The sequence below is a fragment of the Salmonella sp. 741265073_HBA genome, assembly GCF_046569105.1.
Lineage (GTDB): Bacteria > Pseudomonadota > Gammaproteobacteria > Enterobacterales > Enterobacteriaceae > Salmonella > Salmonella enterica.
The window spans coordinates 93,829-116,330 of sequence record NZ_JBKFRY010000012.1 but is presented as its reverse complement, the minus strand read 5'-3'; the positions used below and the strand labels follow the sequence as shown (position 1 = coordinate 116,330).

The window sequence follows — 22,502 nt, the reverse complement described above, 5'->3', positions numbered from 1 at the left end:
GGGAGATGAAAAAATTTTTTAGTGACGAGAGGGCGCGATGGAAAACCAGACAGATAAATATTCATGAAATAAATTAAACAACGAATACCATTCACGGAAAAATTGTAATAAAAAGAAAAGATTACAAAACTGAATCGTTGCCATGAGCAGAGTATGATAGACGGTAATTGCTTATTGAACCCGTCAAAGAGAAATTCCATGCGATCTGTGTTAACGATTTCCGCCGGCCTGCTTTTCGGCCTGGCGTTAAGTAGCGTCGCGCACGCGAACGACCATAAAATACTGGGTGTTATTGCCATGCCCAGAAATGAAACGAACGATCTCGCGCTGAAAATTCCCGTCTGCCGCATCGTGAAGCGCATTCAACTCACGGCGGATCACGGCGACATCGAACTTAGCGGCGCATCCGTCTATTTTAAAACTGCGCGTAGCGCCAGCCAAAACCTGAACGTCCCTTCCTCAATCAAAGAGGGCCAGACGACAGGCTGGATCAATATTAATAGCGATAACGACAACAAACGCTGCGTATCAAAGATTACCTTCTCAGGTCATACGGTAAATTCTTCCGATATGGCGAGACTTAAAGTCATTGGCGACGATTAATCGCTGTTATTTCTATTCCAAAAGCCAGACTGAAAATGAACGTCACCTATTTACACGACGAGGATTTAGACTTTCTTCAGCATTGTAGCGAAGAACAACTCGCCGATTTCGCCCGTTTGCTGACGCATAACGAAAAGGGCAAAGCTCGCTTGTCGAGCGTCCTTAGTCATAACGAGCTGTTCAAAGCGATGGAAGGTCACCCGGAGCAACACCGCCGTAACTGGCAGCTCATTGCCGGCGAGTTTCAGCATTACGGCGGCGACAGTATCGCCAACAAATTGCGCGGACACGGAAAACAGTACCGCGCGATTCTGCTGGATGTCGCAAAACGGCTAAAACTCAAAGCAGATAAAAGCATGTCGACGTTTGAAATAGAACAGCAACTGCTGGAGCATTTTTTACGTCATACCTGGCAGAAGATGGACGCGGCGCATAAGCAGGAATTTCTGCAAGCCGTAGACGCCAAAGTTTCTGAACTGGAAGAACTGCTGCCGCTGCTCATGAAAGATCGCCGTCTGGCAAAAGGGGTCTCCCACCTGCTTTCCACCCAGCTTACCCGCATTTTGCGTACCCATGCCGCAATGAGCATCCTGGGTCACGGATTACTGCGCGGCGCAGGTCTTGGCGGCCCGGTCGGCGCGGCGTTAAACGGCGTCAAAGCGATGAGCGGCAGCGCGTATCGCGTGACTATTCCGGCGGTGTTGCAAATAGCCTGCCTGCGACGAATGATGGCAGCCGTTCAGGCGTGAATGCCCTCACAGGGGGAAATATTTTCTTTTCCCCCTTATTAGATCATAGACAGTCCTCTTCCCCCTGATTATTATGCCGCGCCCCGAATACGGAACTCGTTATTTTGGGAAACTATTTCACCATTCAATTATGATGATTTTGAGGAATTATGGGCAACACTAAGTTGGCTAATCCGGCACCGCTGGGCCTGATGGGCTTCGGCATGACCACCATTCTGCTTAACCTGCACAATGCCGGTTTTTTCGCCCTGGACGGTATTATTCTGGCGATGGGGATTTTCTACGGCGGTATCGCGCAAATTTTTGCCGGTCTGCTGGAGTATAAAAAAGGCAATACCTTTGGTTTAACGGCCTTTACCTCTTACGGTTCGTTCTGGCTGACGCTGGTCGCTATCCTGCTGATGCCGAAAATGGGCCTGACGGATGCGCCTGACGCTCAGCTACTCGGCGCTTATTTAGGTCTGTGGGGCGTGTTCACGCTGTTTATGTTCTTTGGTACGCTGAAAGCCGCCCGCGCGCTGCAATTTGTTTTCCTGAGCCTGACCGTACTGTTCGCTCTGCTGGCGGTCGGCAATATCACCGGCAACGAAGCCATTATCCATATCGCAGGCTGGGTTGGTCTGGTTTGTGGCGCCAGCGCTATTTATCTGGCGATGGGTGAAGTACTAAACGAGCAATTTGGCCGCACTATTCTGCCAATTGGCGAGGCGCACTAAATCTCTTTTATTCCTCCCGCACCGGGAGGAATAACCCTACTATCAGTATCTTCCGGTCAGGATGACATATTCTCACGTCTGGCGCTCTTCGGACGGAAAGCGGCAACCACTTCCGGCGCGGTTTCGACATACGGCCCGTCAAGCAGCTGTATGCAATACGGCACGCTCGCAAAAATGCCCGGCACGCTAACGCTGCCATCGTCCGCTTTTACGCCTTCCAGCGTTTCTTTGATCGATTTTGGCTGTCCAGGCAGATTAAGAATTAACGCCTGTTTACGGATAACGCCCACCTGGCGGGAAAGAATGGCGGTCGGCACAAAGCGCAGGCTGATCTGGCGCATCTGCTCGCCAAAACCTGGCATTTCACGGTCGGCGATGGCAAGGGTCGCGTCCGGCGTGACGTCGCGACGCGCCGGACCGGTACCGCCAGTGGTCAGCACCAGATGACAGCTCATCTCATCAACCAGTTCACACAACGTTTGCTCGATAATTTCCTGTTCATCAGGAATTAAGCGCCGCTGGACCTCGAAAGGCGTGGTCAGCGCAGAAGCGAGCCACTCCTCAAGCGCAGGAATGCCTTTATCCTGGTAAACGCCGCTTGAAGCGCGGTCGGAGATAGAAACTAAGCCAATACGTAAGGTATCCATAATTATTCCGTTAAAACAGTCTCGTTAAACAGAATGATACACTGCGAAGGGAAGGACAGACAGGTTTCAGAAGAGGTAGCGTGACCCATATCAGGGCCACGCGTTAATGATTACAGCAGATCGCCGATCATTTTTTCCAGTTTTTCCTGGTCTACCGCAAACTTACGGATACCATCCGCCAGTTTGTCAACCGCCATGGGATCCTGGTGATGCTGCCACAGGAACTCGGCTTCGGTAATGCGTTCCGGGCGCGCTTTGACTTCGCCGGAGAAAGAGAGCTTACGCTCAATCGCCCCTTCGCTTTCCGCCAGTTCTTTCAGCAATGCCGGCGCGATAGTCAGACGGTCGCAGCCCGCCAGCTCCAGAATTTCGCCTACGTTACGGAAGCTTGCGCCCATAACGACGGTTTCGTAACCATGCTGTTTGTAGTACTCGTAGATTTCCGTTACGGAAACCACGCCCGGATCTTCAGCTGGCGCATAGTCTTTCTTGTCGGTATTGGCTTTATACCAGTCAAGAATACGACCTACGAACGGCGAGATCAGGTAGACGCCCGCTTCGGCACACGCACGCGCCTGCGCGAAGGAGAACAGCAGCGTCAGGTTACAGTTGATGCCTTCTTTTTCCAGCTGTTCGGCTGCGCGAATGCCCTGCCAGGTGGACGCCAGCTTGATCAGGATACGATCGTTGCTGATACCCGCATCATTGTAGAGTTTAATGATACGTTTTGCTTTGGCGATAGACGCTTCAGTGTCATAAGACAGACGCGCGTCAACTTCGGTAGAAATACGCCCCGGCACCAGCTTCAGGATTTCCAGGCCAATATTCACCGCCAGCTTATCGGTCGCGTCAACAACCTGCTGCGCGCGGTCGCTGCTCTGCTGTTTCGCCCAGGCGACAGCATCGTCAATCAGCTTACGATATTCCGGGATTTGCGCTGCGTTAAGAATGAGAGAAGGGTTAGTTGTAGCATCCTGCGGCTGGTACAGCTTCATTGCCGCGATATCTCCGGTATCAGCCACTACGGTGGTGAACTGACGAAGGGAGGTCAATTTGTCCGTCATGATAGAGTTTCTCTTTAAACAGCTTGTTAGGGGATGTAACCGGTCTACCCTGATGATAACACGACGCACTCACAGCGCAACCGCCTACATGCACCTGGCTGCCCTTGTGCACTGTTTGCGTATCTGCCAATGGTTGATGCGCAATTAAAGGATACCGCCGTATTTATGGTAAACTGCCGTTAATATTAGTCTGACAAGGTCATCTACATCATGGGTCACGCTTATACAGGATCATCAAAGCGTGACGGCATCAACAAGAGGGACGTTAATGCCTGAGTTTTTCAGTTTTATTAACGAAATACTCTGGGGCTCGGTAATGATTTACCTGCTGCTCGGCGCAGGATGTTGGTTTACCTGGCGTACCGGATTCATTCAATTTCGTTATATTCGCCAATTTAGCCGCAGTCTGAAAGGCAGCTTTAGCCCGCAGCCAGGCGGTCTGACGTCATTTCAGGCACTGTGTACCAGCCTCGCGGCGCGGATTGGCAGCGGTAATCTGGCCGGCGTGGCGCTGGCTATCGCCGCAGGCGGTCCCGGCGCGGTATTCTGGATGTGGGTCTCGGCCATCATTGGTATGGCGACCTCCTTCGCCGAGTGTTCGCTTGCCCAGCTTTATAAAGAACGTGACCCGACAGGCCAGTTCCGCGGTGGCCCGGCGTGGTATATGGCGCGCGGGCTGGGAATGCGCTGGATGGGCGTGGTTTTCGCCCTCTTTCTGCTCGTCGCCTACGGGTTGATTTTTAATAGCGTGCAGGCGAATGCCGTCTCACGCGCGCTCCATTTCGCCTTCAACATTCCGCCACTTATCTCCGGCATTGCTCTGGCGTTCTGTGCCCTGTTAATTATCATTCACGGCATAAAAGGCGTCGCCCGCCTGATGCAATGGCTGATTCCCCTCATCGCGTTATTGTGGGTCGCCGGCAGCGTGTTCATTTGCCTCTGGCATATTGAGCAAATGCCTGGCGTTATCGCCTCGATAGTCAAAAGCGCATTTGGCTGGCAGGAAGCCGCGGCAGGCGCAGCCGGATATACGCTCACTCAGGCTATTACCAGCGGTTTTCAGCGTGGGATGTTCTCTAATGAAGCGGGAATGGGGTCAACGCCTAATGCGGCCGCAGCGGCAACGTCGTATCCCCCTCACCCTGTCGCGCAGGGGATTGTGCAAATGATTGGCGTATTCAGCGACACCATTATCATCTGTACCGCCAGCGCGATGATTATCCTGCTGGCGGGGAATCACGCGTCCCATTCGTCAACAGAAGGCATTCAGCTTCTCCAACATGCAATGGTTTCGTTGACCGGTGAATGGGGCGCCAGCTTTGTCGCGCTTATCGTCATTCTGTTCGCGTTCAGTTCTATCGTCGCCAACTATATTTACGCCGAGAACAATCTGTTTTTTCTGCGGTTACATAACGCAAAGGCCATCTGGCTATTACGCCTTGCGACGCTTGGCATGGTTATCGCCGGTACGCTTATCAGTTTTCCGCTGATATGGCAGCTCGCTGACATGATCATGGCCTGTATGGCCATTACCAATCTGACGGCGATTTTGTTGCTCTCACCGGTGGTGTATACCCTCGCCAGCGATTATCTGCGACAACGGAAACTGGGCGTAAGACCGCAGTTCGATCCGCGGCGCTTCCCGGATATCGAACCACAACTGGCGCCAGATACCTGGGATGCGGCATCGCGCGATTAAGCCGACAATCACAACCATCGGTCAACTCTGCGGCGTTTTTTTGCTAAAGTCGCAGAAAATTCCCTGCAAGGACTGGATATGCTGATTCTGATTTCACCTGCAAAAACGCTTGATTATCAAAGCCCGCTGGCCACGACCCGCTATACCCAGCCGGAGCTGTTGGATCACAGCCAGCAGCTTATTCAACAGGCCCGCCAGCTTTCGGCGCCGCAAATTTCCAGGCTGATGGGAATTAGCGACAAACTGGCGGATCTCAACGCCACGCGTTTTCATGACTGGCAGCCTCATTTTACGCCGGATAATGCACGCCAGGCGATTCTGGCGTTCAAAGGCGATGTTTATACCGGTCTACAGGCGGAAACGTTCAACGACGCGGATTTTGATTTTGCTCAACAGCATCTGCGTATGCTCTCTGGCTTGTATGGCGTATTGCGCCCGCTGGATTTAATGCAGCCTTATCGTCTGGAGATGGGGATTCGCCTGGAGAATCCGCGCGGCAAAGATCTTTATCAATTCTGGGGCGATATCATTACCGATAAGCTCAACGAAGCGCTTGAGGCGCAGGGCGATCGGGTGGTGGTGAATCTGGCCTCCGAGGAATATTTTAAATCGGTGAAGCCAAAGAAACTGAATGCCGAACTGATTAAGCCCGTGTTCCTTGATGAGAAAAACGGCAAGTTTAAGGTGGTAAGCTTCTACGCCAAAAAAGCGCGCGGACTGATGAGCCGTTTTATTATTGAAAACCGCTTAACGAAGCCGGAACAGCTTACCGCGTTTGACCGTGAAGGGTATTTCTTTGATGAAGAAACCTCCACTCAAGACGAGCTGGTCTTTAAACGCTACGAGCAGTAACGACATCGCCGGATGGCGGTTACGCCTTATCCGGCCTACAAATCGACACCACCCATAGGCCCGGTAAGCGACAGCGCCACCGGGCGCAATGGTTATTGGCGGGTCATCATCAGCTTACGCAGGGCGGCAAAATCCGCAGGCAGATGATGTGAAAGTAGCGGCAGATCGGCGCGTTCGGCGAGCGCTTCAGGCAAGGCCAGCGTTTCTCCCAGAATGGACTCCACGCTTTCTTTAAACTTCGCCGGATGTGCCGTTCCGAGAAACAAGCCATACTCGCCAGGGTTTAACTGGTCGCGTAATGCCCGATACGCTACCGCCGCATGAGGTTCCGAGATATAACCTTTCGCTTTCAGCTCGCGCATCGTCTGCTGTGTCGTAGTATCATCTACCGCCGCATAGCCCAGCTCAGTCAGACGCCAGATTTTACGGCGGAATAGCTCCTCCACGCGCGGCCAGTTATTCGGCTGGCTGACATCCATCGCATTCGACAGGGTCGCCTGCGTCGCTTTCGGCGCCCACTTCCCGTCATGCAGAAAACGCGGCACCGTGTCGTTGACGTTGGTAGCGGCGATAAAGCGTTTCACCGGTAGGCCTAACGACTTCGCCAGCAGTCCTGCCGTCAAATCGCCAAAGTTGCCGCTGGGTACGGAGATCACCAGTTGGTTACGCGCCTCCTGCGGCAGTTGCGCCACGGCTTCAAAGTAGTAGCAAATTTGCGCCAACAGGCGGCTGATATTAATCGAATTAGCCGAATTCAGCCCCAGCGCCGTTTTCAGATCTTCGTCATCAAATGCCTGTTTCACCAGCGCCTGGCAAGCATCGAAATCGCCGTCGATCGCCACGGTTTCAATGTTGCCGCCCAGCGTACAGAACAGTTTTTCCTGCAACGGACTGATTTTACCGCGCGGGTAGAGAATGACGACCCGCACATTTTCCAGGCCATAGAACGCGTGAGCCACCGCCGCGCCGGTATCGCCTGACGTTGCGGTCAGAATCGTCACCGGTTTGTCGCCGCTGATATGCGTCAGCATTTGCGCCATAAAACGCCCGCCGAAGTCTTTAAAGGCCAGCGTCGGACCATGGAACAGCTCCAGGCAGCCGACATCGCTTTCTACCTGCGCTACCGGCGCCGGGAACGCAAACGCCGCGCGGACGCGCTCTTCCAGAATTTGCTGCGGTATTTCATCGCCAATAAATGCCGAGAGGATCTTTGCGCTACGGCTGACAAAGTCCTGGTTGAGCATCTCATCAATTTCCGTCAGGCTAAACTCCGGCAGTTCGTGCGGAAAAAAAAGTCCCTGCTGTTTGCCCAGTCCTTGCGTGACGGCCTGCGCAAAGCTGACCTGCTCATTATGGTCTTTCAGATTATAGAGTTTCATTGATTATCCCACTACTCGTGCGCCCGCCGTATCCAGCCGGCAAATATGAACGAAGCCTTCCTGATTTTGCAGATAATGTTTGCTCAGCCAGTCCGCGACGCGCTGCGCCGTCTCCGGTTTATCGCATAGCGCAAACAGCGTCGGCCCCGACCCGGAAATCCCGCTCGCCAGCGCGCCGATCTCCGACACCGCCTGCCGCGCCTGGCTAAAGCCCGGCAGTAAACGCGCGCGGTATGGTTCGGCAATAACATCTTTCATCAGCGCGGCGGCAAGCTGCGGCTGCCGCGAGTAACAGGCGTGAATAAAACCGGCCAGATGCCGTCCATGCGCAATGCAATCCTGACGGCGATACTGCGCAGGCAAAATGGCCCGTGCTTCTGCGGTGGAAACTTTAATGCCCGGATAAGCCAGTACCCATAGCCACTCATCAAAGCCCGGCACCTGCTGACTAATAATGCCGTTTTCTTCAATCATCAACTGCATACCGCCAAGAAAGCACGGCGCGACGTTATCGTAATGGATGCTGCCGGAGATACGGCCTTCCAGCTCGCCCATCAGCGCCAACAGACGCGTGTCGTTTAACGGTTTGCCGCAGTGCTCATTCATCGCGACCAGCGCGGCGACGACGGAACAGGCGCTGGACCCTAACCCGGAACCAATCGGCATATTTTTTTCCAGCGTCATCGCCACCGGGATGGTTTTCCCCAATGCCTGGCAAAAACGTTCCCAGCACTGATAAACAATATTTTCACGCGGCTCCGGCGGCAGTTTATCGGCAAATCGCCCCAGGTTATGCAGACGGAAATGGTCCGCTGCTTCAACGGATACCACATCGCCCAGCAACGTGCCGTCAACGGGTGTGACGGCTGCGCCCAACACGTCGAAACCGACGCTCATGTTCGCGCTGGAAGCCGGGGCATACACTTTCACCATGTTAAACTCCTAACTTCCATGAGAGGGTCCGTAACAGATCGGCAAACACGCCCGCCGCCGTCACATCATTGCCTGCGCCGTAGCCGCGCAGCACCAACGGCAAGGGCTGATAATAGTGGCTGTAGAACGCCAGCGCGTTTTCACCGTTTTTCACTTTGAAGAGCGGATCGTTACCATCAACTTCGGCAATCTTCACGCGGCACACGCCATCCTCTTCGATATTGCCCACATAGCGCAATACCTTACCTTCATCACGAGCTTTCGCCACACGGGCGGCAAACGCGTCGTCAAGCTGCGGCAGATGCGCCATAAAGGCGGTCACATCGCCGGAGGCGTCAAACTCGTCCGGCAACACCGGTTCAATCACGATATCGGAAAGCTCCAGCTCGCGGCCCGTCTCGCGGGCGAGGATCAACAGTTTACGCGCCACATCCATACCGGAAAGATCGTCGCGCGGATCGGGTTCGGTATAGCCCATCTCGCGCGCCAGCGCGGTCGCCTGTGAGAGACTCATCCCCTCTTCCAGTTTACCGAAAATAAAAGAGAGCGACCCGGAAAGAATGCCGGAAAATTTTTGCAGTTCATCACCCGCATTCAGCAGATTTTGCAGGTTTTCGATCACCGGCAAACCGGCACCGACGTTGGTGTCATACAAGAATTTGCGCCGTGATTGCGCGGCGGCGAAACGTAGCTGATGGTAGTAGTCCATCGACGAGGTGTTCGCTTTCTTGTTTGGCGTCACCACATGGAATCCTTCACGCAGGAAGTCGGCATACTGGTCGGCCACCGCCTGACTGGAGGTACAATCAACAATCACCGGATTGAGTAGATGATATTCTTTCACCAGGCGAATTAAGCGTCCCAGATTGAACGGCGCGTTCGCTTGCGCCAGTTCCGCCTGCCAGTTGTCCAGATTCAGGCCATGCACATTGGTTAGCAACGCCTTTGAGTTTGCCACGCCGCACACGCGTAGATCGATGTGCTTGTTCTTCAGCCAGGTTTGCTGACGTTTAAGCTGTTCCAGTAGCGCGCCGCCGACGCCGCCGACGCCAATGACAAACACTTCAATCACCTGATCGGTATTGAACAGCATCTGGTGCGTTACCCGCACGCCGGTGGTGGCATCGTCGTTATTCACCACCACAGAAATGGAACGCTCAGAAGATCCCTGAGCGATCGCCACGATATTGATATTGGCCCGCGCCAGCGCGGCGAAGAATTTCGCTGAAATGCCGCGTAGCGTGCGCATACCGTCGCCGACAACAGAGATAATCGCCAACCGCTCCGTAACCGCCAGCGGCTCCAGCAGCCCCTCTTTCAGCTCCAGATAGAACTCATCCTGCATCGCACGGCGGGCACGCGCGCAGTCACTCTGCGGCACACAGAAGCTGATGCTGTACTCAGAGGAGGACTGGGTAATGAGCACCACCGAGATCCCGGCGCGAGACATGGCGGCGAAAACACGCGCCGCCATCCCAATCATCCCTTTCATTCCCGGGCCGGAGACGCTAAACATCGCCATGTTGTTAAGGTTAGAGATCCCTTTAACCGGCAGATTATCATCGTCGCTGGATGCGCCGATCAGCGTTCCTGGCGCCTGCGGATTGCCGGTATTTTTAATCAGACAGGGGATCTGGAACTGGGCGATAGGCGTTATGGTGCGAGGGTGAAGGACTTTGGCGCCGAAGTAAGAGAGTTCCATCGCTTCCTGGTAGGACATCGATTTCAGCAGCCTGGCGTCCGGCACCTGGCGCGGGTCACAGGTATACACGCCATCGACGTCAGTCCAGATTTCACAGCAGTCAGCGCGTAAACAGGCGGCCAGCACGGCGGCGGAATAGTCGGAACCATTACGGCCCAGCACCACCAGTTCACCCTTTTCATTACCGGCGGTAAAGCCCGCCATCAGGATCATGTGATCAGCTGGGATCTGGCTGGCGGCGATACGGCGAGTCGATTCCGCGATATCGACGGTAGATTCAAGGTAATGGCCCACCGCCAGCAGTTTTTCTACCGGATCGATCACCGTGACGCGATGTCCACGCGCCTCCAGGAGTCCCGCCATAATCGCGATCGACATTTTTTCGCCACGGCAAATCAGCGCGGCGTTGATGCTGTCCGGGCACTGACCCAGCAGGCTGATACCATGCAAAACATGTTTGATCTGAGCGAATTCTTGTTCGACAACCATTTTCAACCGTGCAAGCGGGAATCCCGGCTGCGCGCTGGCAAGTCCTGCGAGCAGGTCAGAAAAAATACGTTCGGCATCGCTGATATTCGGCAAAGCATCCTGGCCGCCGATAGTTTTTTCAATCATTGCCACCAGATGGTTGGTAATTTTCGCGGGGGCGGAAAGTACGGTCGCTACCTGCCCTTGCCTGGCATTGCTTTCCAGAATATCGGCAACACGCAGAAAACGTTCTGCATTTGCCACTGATGTACCGCCGAACTTCAACACTCGCATGGTTGTTACCTCGTGATCTCTGGTCGAAAAAAAAGCCCGCACTGTTCAGGTGCGGGCTTTTTTCTGTGTTTCCTGTACGCGTCAGCCCGCACCGTTACCTGTGGTAATGGTGATGGTGGTAATGGTGGTGGTGCTGATGCGGTTCATGGATGTTGTGTACTCTGTCATTTTTATTTGTCTGTCTTGTATTCCTATATTGGTTAAAGTATCTGCCCGCCTAAGTCAATAAATTTTTAAATTGATCACATTCCGAAACTTGTTCATGTGCTGCTGGCGATATATTTATTTTCAACCAATTCCCCCTGTCATGATCTCTTGCAACCAGACGTAATCTCTTATTATTTTAAAAATTACAGCACGTTATTTTGTTAGTTTTTTTTCAATATCATGGACCAAACGGTGCAACATTACCGTATCTCGCTGTCCCAGCAGGCCGATTCGCTGTTGTAGCCAGTCGGTTAATTTGTGGTCATCGGCCGCCTCCAGAGTCGTTAACAGACGTAAAAGGCGCGCGCGTAACGCCTGTAACTGCGATTCATCAGCAATATCAACGGATTCAGTGGTCTGTTGCATTAAACCTGCTAATTGATAGCAATACACCATGACTGCCTGTCCCAGATTGAGCGAAGGGTAATCCGCCGCCATCGGCACGCCGGTCAATACATCCGCCAGCGCCAGCTCGTCATTGGTCAAACCGGAATCCTCACGGCCAAAAACCAGCGCGGCATGACGCATCCAGCGTGATTTTTCCTGTAATAAGGAAACCAGTTCAGCGGGCGAAGCGTAGTAATGAAATTTTGCCCGGCTGCGGGCTGTCGTCGCGACGGTAAAATCCACATCGTGGAGCGCGTCGGCAAGGGTGCGAAAAACCTCAATATTATCAATAATATCTCCAGATCCATGTGCGACCCAACGGGTGGCGGGCTCCAGGTGCGCCTGGCTGTCGACAATACGCAGGTCAGTAAATCCCATGGTCTTCATAGCCCGGGCGGCTGCGCCGATATTTTCCGCTCTGGCGGGAGCGACAAGAACGATTGTTACACGCATTTCATTACTCTTTTTGACTAATTTACAGGAAATTAGCTGGCGTTTGTAAGCATATTACGCTTCGCAAATTTACAAAATTTTAACGGATATCACTGAAAAAGCATTTTTGATTTCGTAAAAGACGCTACACTATTGCGTATCTGTACTATTGCTGTTTATGTTAACAGAACATCGTTATCCTGCTGTTTATTTAGGATAATTTAATTTAAAATAGATCCTGCTCTTTGGATTCATCGCATTTATTAGTTGGCTTACGTAACTAGTTGGAATATTGCAAATTTGTGATGAAAGCTAGCATTTAGCTACGATGATTTCATCAAACTGTTAACGTGCTACAATTGAACTTGATATATGTCAACGAAGCGTAGTTTTATTAGGTGTCCGGTACGTCTTAGCCTGTTATGTTGCTGTTAAAATGGTTAGGATGACAGCCGTTTTTGACACTGTCGGGTCCAGAGGGAAAGTACCCACGACCAAGCTAATGATGTTGTTGACGTTGATGGAAAGTGCATCAAGAACGCAATTACGTACTTTAGTCATGTTACGCCGATCATGTTAATTTGCGACATGCATCAGGCAGGTCAGGGACTTTTGTACTTCCTGTTTCGATTTAGTTGGCAATTTAGGTAGCAAACATGCAGACCCCGCACATTCTTATCGTTGAAGACGAGTTGGTAACACGCAACACGTTGAAAAGTATTTTCGAAGCGGAAGGCTATGATGTATTCGAAGCGACAGATGGCGCGGAAATGCATCAGATCCTCTCTGAATATGACATCAACCTGGTGATCATGGATATCAATCTGCCAGGGAAAAACGGTCTCCTGTTAGCGCGTGAACTGCGTGAACAGGCTAACGTTGCGCTGATGTTCCTGACGGGCCGCGATAACGAAGTCGACAAAATTCTCGGCCTCGAAATCGGCGCGGATGATTACATCACCAAACCGTTTAACCCACGCGAATTGACCATCCGTGCCCGCAACCTGCTGTCCCGTACCATGAACCTGGGTACCGTCAGCGAAGAGCGTCGTAGCGTTGAAAGCTACAAGTTCAACGGTTGGGAACTGGATATCAACAGTCGTTCACTGATCGGCCCGGACGGCGAGCAGTATAAACTACCGCGCAGCGAGTTCCGCGCGATGCTTCACTTCTGCGAAAACCCTGGCAAAATTCAGTCGCGCGCAGAGCTGTTGAAAAAAATGACCGGGCGCGAGCTGAAGCCGCATGACCGTACTGTTGACGTTACCATTCGTCGTATTCGTAAGCATTTCGAATCCACGCCGGATACGCCGGAAATCATCGCCACCATTCACGGCGAAGGTTATCGCTTCTGCGGCGACCTGCAGGATTAATTCGGCCCAGGCGCCAAACCGTAAAAACAGCCGGTAAGTTATTCTTACTGGCTGTTTCTTATGCTCCCCTTCCGCTAAGCGGCCCCGCTTTCCCTCCTGACCTGCCGTTATGACGTACTCTTTTACATAAAAATTGTCATGTAGCGCTGTTTATCTCAGCTTGCGAAAGTTAAGGTAGTTTGTGTATTAACATTAAAGAGTAATACACGGGATTTGTTGGTCCCCAAAAAATAAGGGGATGCTCACAGGACGTGAGGTTTCAAAGGATGAAAAAATCACCATTATGCTGCTACCTGTTTTGTGCAGCGATGTCAGCTTCATCAGCCGCGCTGGCTGCTACCGCGCCGGTCTCCGCAGGCGTTATTCATTTCAAAGGCCAGATTGTCGAATATGGTTGTAACCTTGCGCCTCACGATCGCAATATCGAGGTATCATGTTCGCGGAATAATATCCCCCATTTGCAGACAGTCGCCACACCGTCTGGAAACGCTATTTCGTTGATGAATGGAATCGCCACGGTACGGCACGTGTCGTTAAAAGATCATCCGGAGATTCAAAGTTTGATCGTCCAGTACCGCTAACCGCTTATGGCTCCCGCCGGGAGGAGTTCCGGCAGGCGGCGATTTCGCTCAGTAAAACGCCGCCCGCCTGCATTTTGTACTTTTCTCTCATTCGTATCCTACAACAGCGATGAACATCGCTTCGCTATCCTGTACGCTCTACGCGCTCGTTAAGCACGGTACCTATGATAGCTGTCATAAAATGATTGCAAATAAAATCATCACATTTACTATGGTTAACCTTACAAACAGCGTTGTCGCTCATGCATTGATAAGGTGAATACATTGACTTAAATATTCTTGTTGGCTATTTTAATTTACTTAATTATAATTTTAAGTGAATATTAAATTTATGTTTACCTTTTAATAGTCAACCACTTTATCAGCCATAATAATGGGGAAGATATGAAGCATTTAAACGGCGGGAATGTGTATCGTCCCACAGGGAAAGAAAAAAACCTGCAAGCCATTTTAAATATTCATCGGCACGTTATTCAAAACATCTCCCCTGTCACTATTACGGCCGGTAAAACACTGGATATCAAGATTGATAATCAATCCCACATCCTGTTAATCACTAAAGGCGCTATTAAAGTATGTCGGCGTATCGACAGCATTGTAATGGGCTGCGGTGTCTCACCAATGATTTTAGGCCTTGTAGATGCCTATGCTGACTTATACCAGTTAGAAGAGAATTCAGACGTCTTTTTTATCGCCGAAACCACCTGTGAATATTATCCTGTCCCAGTAAAAGATTTTGTGGAAATAGCCGATGAAAAGCATCTCTGGCGTGACATTTCGAACATCCTGATGTACCGCATTGCTTTCATGACTAACCGTGACAGAAACCTTATCGGGCAGGACGCCTATAGCCAGATAAAAGCGCTGTTACTTGAACTGTGGTCGTATCCTGAAAGCTCACGATTTGAGATCAACGCACAGAACTTCATACAGCAGAGAACCGGGCTTTCACGCAGCCGTATCATGCAGGTACTTTCAGAACTAAAAGCGGGGGACTATATAAAAATACTGCATGGAAGACTGTTAGAGCTTCGAAACCTGCCGGTTTCATTTTAAACGGACAAGCGTCGTATATTCTTAAAAATAAAGCAATATAGAGTTAAATAAACCCTCCAGGAAATAATAACTATTATCAAAAAAGAGATCTTGCTCTATAAATCCAGTCATCAACCATACTTCTTTAGTGGTATTTTATTAAACTTTGTTACCGGGTCCGAAACTGGACTGCCGTTCAATATTGCATCAGAATTTTTATTGAGTTCATAGTTGATATACGTAGAATAGCCGCCTGCTTATCTACAGAACAGAAAGAAGCGCATACAGAGTAAAATATAATATTTTATTTTATATGGCTATCTTTATTTTTCAGCGAATAGAATCAGGCAACAATTAATATGTTTAATAAGAAAATTATCATCCTGGCAATGTTAACTGCCGTAGCATCCGCACCGGTATTTGCCCAGAACACGATTACGTTCAATGGCAAAATTTACGATCAGGCATGTACGGTTCAGGTTAATGGCTCCACGGATACCACCATTGATTTAGGTAATTACAGCAAAGAACGCATCGCGGAAAAAGGCGCCACAACCGATTACGTGCCGTTTACCGTAAGCCTGGTTAGCTGCCCGGAAGCAGGGACTGGCGTACCGACCCAAGCCATGTTCCGCTTCCACGGCGCAACAGATGATTCCAACCCAACGTACTTCAAAAACGCGGACGAAGGATCGGAAACGGGCGCCGCGGGTGTCGGTATTTCTATTCAGAACGCTTCACATAGCGATGTGACAGATAACACGGATGATGCCGCAGTAAACCTGCCAACCGACGGCTCGACAGCAGACTTTACCTATTACGCCGCCATGGCTAACGATGGTTCCGCAACCGTAACCGGTGGAGATGTTAGCACTCAGGTTACGTATACCGTTTCGTATCAGTAAGGCATTCTCATCCTGATGTGGACAGGCAGGATGCCAGTCCATAGCGTAAAACATCTTTACAGAGTAAAAAATGAAACACATAAAGAAATCCGTGTTGGTCGTATTACTGACAAGCCATGTTGCCCATGCCAGCATTGTTGTTGGCGGAACCCGACTGGTTTTCGACGGCAATAATGATGAGTCGTCAATCAATGTAGAGAATAAAGACAGCAAAGCGAATCTTGTTCAGTCATGGTTATCGGTTGCCGATCCCCAGGTCACAAATAAGCAGGCGTTTATTATCACCCCTCCTCTTTTTCGCCTTGATGCCGGGCAAAAGAACAGTATTCGGGTTATTCGCTCTGGCGCCCCCCTACCTGCAGATCGGGAGTCTATGTACTGGCTCAATATTAAGGGTATTCCTTCTATTGATGATAATGCCTCCGCGAACCGCGTGGAAATCTCCATTAATACCCAAATAAAGCTTATATATCGACCGCCAGCATTAACAAAATCGACGCCTGATAGCCAGAGCCAGCAATTAAAATGGCAGACGGCAGGTGATGTTATTACCGTAAATAACCCCACTCCCTATTATATGAACTTTGCCAGTGTGACGCTTAACAGCCATGAAGTGAAATCAGCGACCTTCGTTCCGCCAAAATCATCAGCGTCATTTAAATTGGGTTCTACTGCCGCCTCTCATGGCACGGTAACGTGGCGATTAATCAGCGATTATGGGATGAGTTTAGAGCCGCATTCCGGTTCATTCTAGCCATTAACGACTTCACTTTACTTTTACCCTTTCAGGACTTTTACTGTGCAATTCTCCAGAGTAGAGCCCCGTTCTCAATTAGCGTTATCGTTTCTCTTTATATGCTGTTCCATAAAACCAGCGTTAGCGCATGATCATTTTAATCCATTATCGTTGGAAAATGATGAACCGGGCGTGGAGAATGTCGATCTATCGGTTTTCGAAAAGGGGGGGCAAGCAGAAGGCACCTATAACGTTGATATTTATATTAATAACACCAGTGTTGAAACAAAAAATATTGCCTTTAAAAATAAAAAATCAGCAGATAATAAGCTCTCCCTACAGCCGTGTCTTAGCGTTGAACAACTCAAGCAGTGGGGCGTAAAAACAGAAAACTTCCCCGAGCTTAAAAATGACCCAAACGGGTGTACCGATCTTAGTCTGCTGGCTGGCGCTGTAGCAAAGTTTAATGTCATCGGTAACCGGCTGGATTTAGCGATCCCTCAAATCGCGTTGATCGCCGACCCGCGAGAATTCGTCCCTACCAGCGAATGGGATGAAGGCATTAATGCTTTTTTGCTGAACTACAGTTTTACCGGATCACAGGATCACGATATTGATGAAAACCGGACGGAAAATAGCGAATACGCCAATCTGCGCCCTGGTATTAACATTGGCGCATGGCGTTTTCGTAACTACTCAACCTGGAATCATGATAGCGATGGACAAAATAGCTGGGATTCTGCCTACACCTATGTTTCTCGCGATATCGAATTTTTAAAAGGACAGCTGATCGCCGGGGAAAATAACACGCCCGCGGACGTCTTTGACAGTATTTCATTTAAGGGCGTACAGATCTCTTCTGATGACGATATGTTGCCGGACAGTATGAAAGGGTTCGCCCCGGTCATTCGCGGGGTGGCCAAAAGCAGCGCGCAGGTAACCGTTGAACAAAACGGTTATACCATCTACAAAACTAACGTTCCGGCGGGTCCATTCGCCATTAATGATCTTTATCCAACCGGCGGTTCGGGCGACCTGTACGTCATCATCAAAGAATCCGATGGTTCTGAACAGCATTTCATTGTGCCCTACGCCAGCGTTCCGGTATTACAGCGTGAAGGCCATCTGAAATACGACCTGACGGTAGGCCGCACGCGTTCATCAGATACGCATTCCGCGCAACAGAATTTCGCAGAACTGACGGCCTTATACGGATTAGCAGGCGGCATAACCGCCTATGGTGGAATAGAGAGTACGCTGAGCAATGATATTTATCATGCGGCGCTCATCGGGACAGGCTTAAACCTTGGCGATCTGGGCGCATTGTCTTTAGACGTCACCAACTCATGGTCAAAAATTAAAGCAGGCGATGTGGTTAGCGATACGCTTACCGGACAATCCTGGCGTATTCGTTACAGCAAAGATATTCAGTCAACAGGCACCAATTTCACTGTCGCCGGCTACCGTTATTCGACCAAAGATTACTACGCTCTTGAGGATGTGCTGGATACCTATAGCGATAATAGTCACTATGATCATGTACGTAATCGCACCGACCTGTCGTTGTCGCAAGACATTATCTACGGTTCCATTTCAGTCACTTTATATAATGAAGATTACTGGAATGACACTCATACCACATCATTAGGTATTGGCTATAACAACACATGGCATAACGTAAGCTATGGCATTAACTATTCTTATACGCTGAACGCCGATAATTCTCAGGATGAAGACGACGATACGGAAGACAGCAATGACCAGCAAATTTCAATCAATATTAGTATTCCGTTAGATGCCTTTATGCCGTCAACGTATGCCACCTACAATATGAACTCCGCGAAAGACGGCGATACCACGCATACTGTCGGTTTAAACGGAACAGCGCTGGCACAGAAAAATCTCTCATGGAGCGTTCAGGAAGGTTATTCCTCTCAAGAGAAAGCCACCAGCGGTAATGTGAGCGCAACCTATAACGGGACGTATGCGGATATTAACGGCGGATATAGCTACGATAATCATATGCGCCGTCTGAATTATGGCGTTCAGGGCGGCGTACTGTTACATCGAAATGGCCTGACACTATCCCAGCCAATGGACGACACCATCATATTGGTTAAAGCCCCTGGCGCAGCGGGTGTCCCCGTGAATAACGAAACGGGCGTGGACACCGATTTTCGCGGGTATGCCGTCGTACCTTATGCTTCGCCTTACCATCGTAATGAAGTGTCTTTAGATACGACGGGCATTAGAAAAAATATTGAGCTCATTGATACCAGTAAAACGCTGGTGCCTACCCGTGGCGCGGTGGTCAGGGCTGAATATAAAACCAATATTGGTTACAAGGCATTGATGGTATTAACCCGCATAAACAATCTACCTGTTCCTTTTGGCGCGACCGTCTCGTCTTTAACAAAACCAGACAATCACAGCAGTTTTGTTGGTGATGCGGGGCAAGCCTGGTTAACCGGACTGGAAAAACAAGGGCGGTTATTAGTGAAGTGGGGGCCAACAGCAGCAGACCAGTGTCAGGTCTCTTATCGTATACCGAGCTCCCCCTCCGCTTCTGGCGTAGAAATCTTACACGAGCAATGCCAGTGATTCTGGTGGGATAAAAGATGAATATGAACAGATTTGCTGCATTAGCCGCCCTGTTAACGTTCACGGGTCTGGCATTATGGTCGCCCTCGATCAGCGCGGCATACAATACCGCAGATGCCGTAGACATTAACGTTACGGGATTAATTTATGCCGATCCGTGTACCGTGACGGTCCCCGACACGATCTCTCTTGGACAATATGCCCGGGCGGATATCGCTGTGGCCGGTGGCAATACCGCCACCATTCCTTTCACCATAAAAATGACGAATTGCCCGGCAACGACCACAAAAGCCGCGATTTCATTTAACGGCGCACCTTATCCCGATCCAAATTATGCTTCTGCGATTTATGCAAACAGCGCGGCCAATCCGGCGCAGGATTTAGGATTACAGCTTTTTAACCTGGACGGCAAAAGTCTGGTCAATCTGGCCAACAACGTCACTTACACGGTGGATATCAACAGTAATACCCATGAAGCCAATTTGCCTGTCGCCGCAAGGATGTATACCCCGTATGGAAAAGTCACGGCAGGGGATTTCACGTCCGTTGTGACGATCACTATCGCATGGCAATAACATCTTTCTATTTCACCTGGTATAAAAGCAGGAATTTTTCATGAGAAGGTTATATCTGGCGCTTATTCTGCTGTTCGCGTGTTCCGGTCATAGTTACGCCTCCTGTAAACGTTCCGGAAATGAAGGCGCGATCACTATCACCCCGCCGTCGCAGCTTGTGGTGGATAGCCACGCCTATACCGCAGGCGAAGTGTTGTGGCAATCGGGCTGGGTTTCCACCTCCGAAGTCACAATGGATGGCTGTAGTCGCGATTATAAGGTCGGTTTTTTATATGAACCCGGTAGCGCGCAGTCAAATACATCAGCGACAATCAATGCGAATGACGGGAACAACACGCCGGTATTTAGCACCGGCATTTCCGGCGTGGGCATTGCGATTAAAACCCAAACGAATGCTGGCCCTTACGATAATGTCATGCCAATCGATAATACCTACCATAATGGCGATGGCAATAAAACACACCATGCGATGGCTCCCGCCTACAATGTTGAACTGGTCGCCTTAGGCGGTCCGATCACCTCCGGTACCGCGACATTCCAAAGCCCACTGGCGCGCGTATCTTTTCGCGATAGCGCAACGGAAGACTCCGGCGGCGACATCCTGACCCATCTGTATTTGGGTAATACGCAATTGATTATGAAAGCGATGGGATGCCGGGTAGAAACACCTGCCATCACCGTGGATTTAGGCAGCGTCAATTTAGGCAGTTTCGCTAACAGTCAAACCGCGGGCACAGGCGAGCAGGATATCTTATTGACCTGCGAACAAGGCACCGCTATCTCCGCATCGTTAAGCGCCCAACCGGCCAGCGGAAATAACCCTGATAATTCAGTCATCCAGTTGAGCAATGCAAGCGCGCCAACCAGCGCAACCGGCGTTGGCGTACAGTTGGGTATTCAGGCGCCGGACGCCGGTTTCTTTACCGACAGTTTGCCAATTAATCAAAAAATTGATCTCTTTACTCACACGATTACCACCAATGCCGATGGCAGCCAGACGGTTAACGGCGGAACCATGAATATGTCGACCACCCTGAAAATTAGCGCGCGCTACTATAAAACCGCCGCCACGGTGACTCCCGGCCAGGCGAATGCCACAGCAACATTAAACCTGACCTATAACTAACGGCATCACATTTTCTGGCGCTGCGCGGGAAAACGTTAACGCGCGCGCCCGTTATATTTATTTCCACAAACGTAATTCGTCATCTTTTACTGGCGGTAATGACTTACGTTGCTGACAAGAGAGCGAATACCAGTCCAGATGGCGCGTCAGGAACATCACGCCGCCAAGCGCCAGTAGCAGAACGCCGGTACCCAGAAGCAACGAGCTATCTTCCGAACGCAGCAATCCCCACATCACGCCATCCAGCGCCAATAACGCTAACGTAAACAGCACGCTATTGCGCCATCCTTTCAGCACCGCCTGCAAATAAACGCTATTCATCAACGCGCCCACCAGGCTTGCGGCGATCCAGGCTGGCGTGAAACCGATATGTTCCGACAGTGCCAGCAACAGCAGGTAGAACATCACCAGCGATAACCCCACCAGCAGATACTGCATCGGGTGTAACCGCTGCCCCGTCAGGGTTTCGAAGACAAAGAAAGCCATAAACGTTAGCGTAATCAACAAAATGGCATATTTCGTCGCTCTGTCCGTCAGTTGATACTGGTCGGCTGGCGTCGATACAGCGACGCTAAACGCCGGTAAGTTGTCCCAATCCACCTTTTGCGCATCAGCAAACTGTTCGCCGAGATTCGTGGCAAACCGGCTGGTTTGCCACTGGGCCTGAAATCCTGAACCGCTGATTTCGCGTTTACCGGGAAGAAAATCCCCCACAAAATTTGGGTGCGGCCAGTTGCTGGTCAGGGTCATTTCACTGCTACGCCCGACGGGAACCAGTGAAAAGCTGCCGGTTCCGCTTAAATTTAGCGACATATCCAACGTCAGGTTGCGCGTCGCCCACTGACTGTCCGGCAGCGGGATATGAATGCCCTCTCTACTTTCCGGTAAGCCGGTCCCCGGTTCTACAGTGAGCGTTTCACCATTCACCTGCGGCGCTTTTACTGCGCTGATACCGCGCGCATCGCCGACGCCTACGACGATAAAGGGCTTTCCAAGGGTAATGTTCGGTCTGTTCAGCTCATGCAGACGGGCCACATCAAACTCCGCCTTTATCGCCATATCGGTATGCCACACCTGCCCCTGATAAATACCTATTTTTCGCGCTTCAACGTTTTGATTGCCTTCGACCAATAGCGACTCCGGCAGCCAAAAATAGAGATAACTGCGCTTATACTGGACCTCTTTCTCCTCTTCCAGCACGGTATAGAGCTCTGTCACCGGAACCGCCACCAGCGGGCCGACAACCTTTTGCGGGCCGCTGGTACTCTGACGAATAGCGGCTTCTACATGGCTTCGATAATCAGCACGTTCCACGATGGTGTGCCGTACCATCATCAGGGGAATTAACAGCAGGATCATGGCGCCGCCTAACGTAATCATTTTCCACAACAGGGGGGATTTCAACATAGCGTTCTCCTTTGCAATGCCAGCAGTGTAA

At 50.8% G+C, this 22,502-nt stretch carries 22 protein-coding genes and 1 other annotated feature; of the genes, 13 read left to right on the top strand and 9 right to left on the bottom strand.

The window, feature by feature from the left end; all coding sequences use genetic code 11:
- The first annotated feature begins 198 nt into the window (after nt 1–198).
- From ACLD3P_RS16520 to satP, 3 genes are all read left to right on the top strand, one after another.
- Nucleotides 199–603, top strand: coding sequence for a DUF2541 family protein (locus tag ACLD3P_RS16520; RefSeq protein WP_001258082.1), 405 nt, complete (start codon nt 199–201; stop codon nt 601–603).
- Nucleotides 604–638: 35 nt separating this feature from the next.
- Entirely contained in the window at nt 639–1,352 is a 714-nt protein-coding gene (gene msyB, locus ACLD3P_RS16515; RefSeq protein WP_001103472.1) for an acidic protein MsyB, read from the top strand.
- Nucleotides 1,353–1,501: 149 nt separating this feature from the next.
- On the top strand, nt 1,502–2,068 hold the full coding sequence (satP, locus tag ACLD3P_RS16510) for an acetate uptake transporter (RefSeq protein WP_000528525.1): 567 nt from the start codon (nt 1,502–1,504) through the stop codon (nt 2,066–2,068).
- A gap of 56 nt (nt 2,069–2,124) precedes the next feature.
- Here satP and mog read toward each other — a convergent pair whose 3' ends face one another.
- Both mog and tal read right to left on the bottom strand, forming a co-directional pair.
- The gene (gene mog / locus ACLD3P_RS16505) at nt 2,125–2,715 is read right to left on the bottom strand and encodes a molybdopterin adenylyltransferase (protein WP_000380373.1); all 591 of its coding nucleotides are present in this window, start codon (nt 2,713–2,715) and stop codon (nt 2,125–2,127) included.
- Nucleotides 2,716–2,825: 110 nt separating this feature from the next.
- Nucleotides 2,826–3,779, bottom strand: a complete 954-nt coding sequence (tal, locus tag ACLD3P_RS16500) for a transaldolase (protein WP_000130175.1) — start codon at nt 3,777–3,779, stop codon at nt 2,826–2,828.
- A gap of 268 nt (nt 3,780–4,047) precedes the next feature.
- Between tal and ACLD3P_RS16495 the strand changes: the two genes are divergently transcribed.
- Both ACLD3P_RS16495 and yaaA read left to right on the top strand, forming a co-directional pair.
- Complete coding sequence (locus ACLD3P_RS16495; RefSeq protein ID WP_115286391.1) at nt 4,048–5,478, top strand: alanine/glycine:cation symporter family protein; 1,431 nt, start codon at nt 4,048–4,050, stop codon at nt 5,476–5,478.
- A gap of 78 nt (nt 5,479–5,556) precedes the next feature.
- Complete coding sequence (gene yaaA, locus ACLD3P_RS16490; protein WP_000906175.1) at nt 5,557–6,330, top strand: peroxide stress protein YaaA; 774 nt, start codon at nt 5,557–5,559, stop codon at nt 6,328–6,330.
- Nucleotides 6,331–6,422: 92 nt separating this feature from the next.
- On the opposite strand, the gene thrC is transcribed toward yaaA, so the two are convergent.
- The 6 genes from thrC to yjjY form a co-directional block, all read right to left on the bottom strand.
- On the bottom strand, nt 6,423–7,709 hold the full coding sequence (thrC, locus tag ACLD3P_RS16485; RefSeq protein WP_024797403.1) for a threonine synthase: 1,287 nt from the start codon (nt 7,707–7,709) through the stop codon (nt 6,423–6,425).
- 3 nt (nt 7,710–7,712) lie between these two features.
- Entirely contained in the window at nt 7,713–8,642 is a 930-nt protein-coding gene (gene thrB / locus ACLD3P_RS16480) for a homoserine kinase (RefSeq protein WP_000241685.1), read from the bottom strand.
- 1 nt (nt 8,643) lies between these two features.
- On the bottom strand, nt 8,644–11,106 hold the full coding sequence (gene thrA, locus ACLD3P_RS16475) for a bifunctional aspartate kinase/homoserine dehydrogenase I (protein WP_001264677.1): 2,463 nt from the start codon (nt 11,104–11,106) through the stop codon (nt 8,644–8,646).
- A gap of 25 nt (nt 11,107–11,131) precedes the next feature.
- Nucleotides 11,132–11,252 (bottom strand) — a sequence feature (Thr leader region).
- Entirely contained in the window at nt 11,188–11,253 is a 66-nt protein-coding gene (gene thrL, locus ACLD3P_RS16470; RefSeq protein ID WP_001575544.1) for a thr operon leader peptide, read from the bottom strand. (Overlaps the previous feature by 65 nt.)
- A 213-nt stretch (nt 11,254–11,466) precedes the next feature.
- A complete protein-coding gene (locus tag ACLD3P_RS16465) occupies nt 11,467–12,153 on the bottom strand; it encodes a tRNA/rRNA methyltransferase (protein ID WP_024797402.1) in 687 nt (228 codons plus the stop codon).
- 399 nt (nt 12,154–12,552) lie between these two features.
- Entirely contained in the window at nt 12,553–12,693 is a 141-nt protein-coding gene (gene yjjY, locus ACLD3P_RS16460) for a protein YjjY (protein ID WP_001541509.1), read from the bottom strand.
- Between the two features lie 95 nt (nt 12,694–12,788).
- On the opposite strand from yjjY, the gene arcA reads away from it, so the two are divergent.
- The 8 genes from arcA to sthE all read left to right on the top strand — a co-directional run bounded on the left by arcA (nt 12,789) and on the right by sthE (nt 21,064).
- Nucleotides 12,789–13,505 carry a two-component system response regulator ArcA gene (gene arcA, locus ACLD3P_RS16455; protein ID WP_001194359.1) on the top strand — a complete coding sequence of 239 codons (717 nt, stop codon included), beginning with the start codon at nt 12,789–12,791 and terminating at the stop codon, nt 13,503–13,505.
- 266 nt (nt 13,506–13,771) lie between these two features.
- Nucleotides 13,772–14,086: a hypothetical protein gene (locus tag ACLD3P_RS16450; protein ID WP_000749516.1), complete on the top strand. Its 315-nt coding sequence runs from the start codon at nt 13,772–13,774 to the stop codon at nt 14,084–14,086.
- 384 nt (nt 14,087–14,470) lie between these two features.
- A complete protein-coding gene (locus tag ACLD3P_RS16445; RefSeq protein ID WP_232795535.1) occupies nt 14,471–15,142 on the top strand; it encodes a winged helix-turn-helix transcriptional regulator in 672 nt (223 codons plus the stop codon).
- Between the two features lie 338 nt (nt 15,143–15,480).
- The gene (locus tag ACLD3P_RS16440) at nt 15,481–16,026 is read left to right on the top strand and encodes a fimbrial protein (protein WP_076167007.1); all 546 of its coding nucleotides are present in this window, start codon (nt 15,481–15,483) and stop codon (nt 16,024–16,026) included.
- 70 nt (nt 16,027–16,096) lie between these two features.
- Entirely contained in the window at nt 16,097–16,780 is a 684-nt protein-coding gene (gene sthA, locus ACLD3P_RS16435; protein ID WP_063916996.1) for a fimbrial biogenesis chaperone SthA, read from the top strand.
- 45 nt (nt 16,781–16,825) lie between these two features.
- On the top strand, nt 16,826–19,363 hold the full coding sequence (locus ACLD3P_RS16430; protein ID WP_131046633.1) for a fimbrial outer membrane usher protein: 2,538 nt from the start codon (nt 16,826–16,828) through the stop codon (nt 19,361–19,363).
- 17 nt (nt 19,364–19,380) lie between these two features.
- Nucleotides 19,381–19,938: a fimbrial protein gene (locus tag ACLD3P_RS16425; RefSeq protein WP_094913561.1), complete on the top strand. Its 558-nt coding sequence runs from the start codon at nt 19,381–19,383 to the stop codon at nt 19,936–19,938.
- A gap of 40 nt (nt 19,939–19,978) precedes the next feature.
- Nucleotides 19,979–21,064, top strand: coding sequence for a fimbrial major subunit SthE (gene sthE, locus ACLD3P_RS16420; RefSeq protein WP_094887780.1), 1,086 nt, complete (start codon nt 19,979–19,981; stop codon nt 21,062–21,064).
- 57 nt (nt 21,065–21,121) lie between these two features.
- On the opposite strand, the gene creD is transcribed toward sthE, so the two are convergent.
- Nucleotides 21,122–22,471, bottom strand: a complete 1,350-nt coding sequence (gene creD, locus ACLD3P_RS16415) for a cell envelope integrity protein CreD (RefSeq protein ID WP_000920390.1) — start codon at nt 22,469–22,471, stop codon at nt 21,122–21,124.
- Nucleotides 22,472–22,502: the final 31 nt, after the last annotated feature.

Bases quoted from the DNA above. Each gene is read 5' to 3' on its own strand.
- thrA (WP_001264677.1), bottom strand. From the start codon at position 11,106: ATGCGAGTGTTGAAGTTCGGCGGTACATCAGTGGCAAATGCAGAACGT.
- msyB (WP_001103472.1), top strand. From the start codon at position 639: ATGAACGTCACCTATTTACACGACGAGGATTTAGACTTTCTTCAGCAT.
- yaaA (WP_000906175.1), top strand. From the start codon at position 5,557: ATGCTGATTCTGATTTCACCTGCAAAAACGCTTGATTATCAAAGCCCG.
- sthE (WP_094887780.1), top strand. From the start codon at position 19,979: ATGAGAAGGTTATATCTGGCGCTTATTCTGCTGTTCGCGTGTTCCGGT.
- satP (WP_000528525.1), top strand. From the start codon at position 1,502: ATGGGCAACACTAAGTTGGCTAATCCGGCACCGCTGGGCCTGATGGGC.
- ACLD3P_RS16425 (WP_094913561.1), top strand. From the start codon at position 19,381: ATGAATATGAACAGATTTGCTGCATTAGCCGCCCTGTTAACGTTCACG.
- ACLD3P_RS16440 (WP_076167007.1), top strand. From the start codon at position 15,481: ATGTTTAATAAGAAAATTATCATCCTGGCAATGTTAACTGCCGTAGCA.
- thrC (WP_024797403.1), bottom strand. From the start codon at position 7,709: ATGAAACTCTATAATCTGAAAGACCATAATGAGCAGGTCAGCTTTGCG.
- ACLD3P_RS16520 (WP_001258082.1), top strand. From the start codon at position 199: ATGCGATCTGTGTTAACGATTTCCGCCGGCCTGCTTTTCGGCCTGGCG.
- yjjY (WP_001541509.1), bottom strand. From the start codon at position 12,693: ATGACTAAAGTACGTAATTGCGTTCTTGATGCACTTTCCATCAACGTC.
- tal (WP_000130175.1), bottom strand. From the start codon at position 3,779: ATGACGGACAAATTGACCTCCCTTCGTCAGTTCACCACCGTAGTGGCT.
- mog (WP_000380373.1), bottom strand. From the start codon at position 2,715: ATGGATACCTTACGTATTGGCTTAGTTTCTATCTCCGACCGCGCTTCA.
- sthA (WP_063916996.1), top strand. From the start codon at position 16,097: ATGAAACACATAAAGAAATCCGTGTTGGTCGTATTACTGACAAGCCAT.
- ACLD3P_RS16495 (WP_115286391.1), top strand. From the start codon at position 4,048: ATGCCTGAGTTTTTCAGTTTTATTAACGAAATACTCTGGGGCTCGGTA.
- ACLD3P_RS16465 (WP_024797402.1), bottom strand. From the start codon at position 12,153: ATGCGTGTAACAATCGTTCTTGTCGCTCCCGCCAGAGCGGAAAATATC.
- creD (WP_000920390.1), bottom strand. From the start codon at position 22,471: ATGTTGAAATCCCCCCTGTTGTGGAAAATGATTACGTTAGGCGGCGCC.
- ACLD3P_RS16445 (WP_232795535.1), top strand. From the start codon at position 14,471: ATGAAGCATTTAAACGGCGGGAATGTGTATCGTCCCACAGGGAAAGAA.
- arcA (WP_001194359.1), top strand. From the start codon at position 12,789: ATGCAGACCCCGCACATTCTTATCGTTGAAGACGAGTTGGTAACACGC.
- ACLD3P_RS16450 (WP_000749516.1), top strand. From the start codon at position 13,772: ATGAAAAAATCACCATTATGCTGCTACCTGTTTTGTGCAGCGATGTCA.
- thrB (WP_000241685.1), bottom strand. From the start codon at position 8,642: ATGGTGAAAGTGTATGCCCCGGCTTCCAGCGCGAACATGAGCGTCGGT.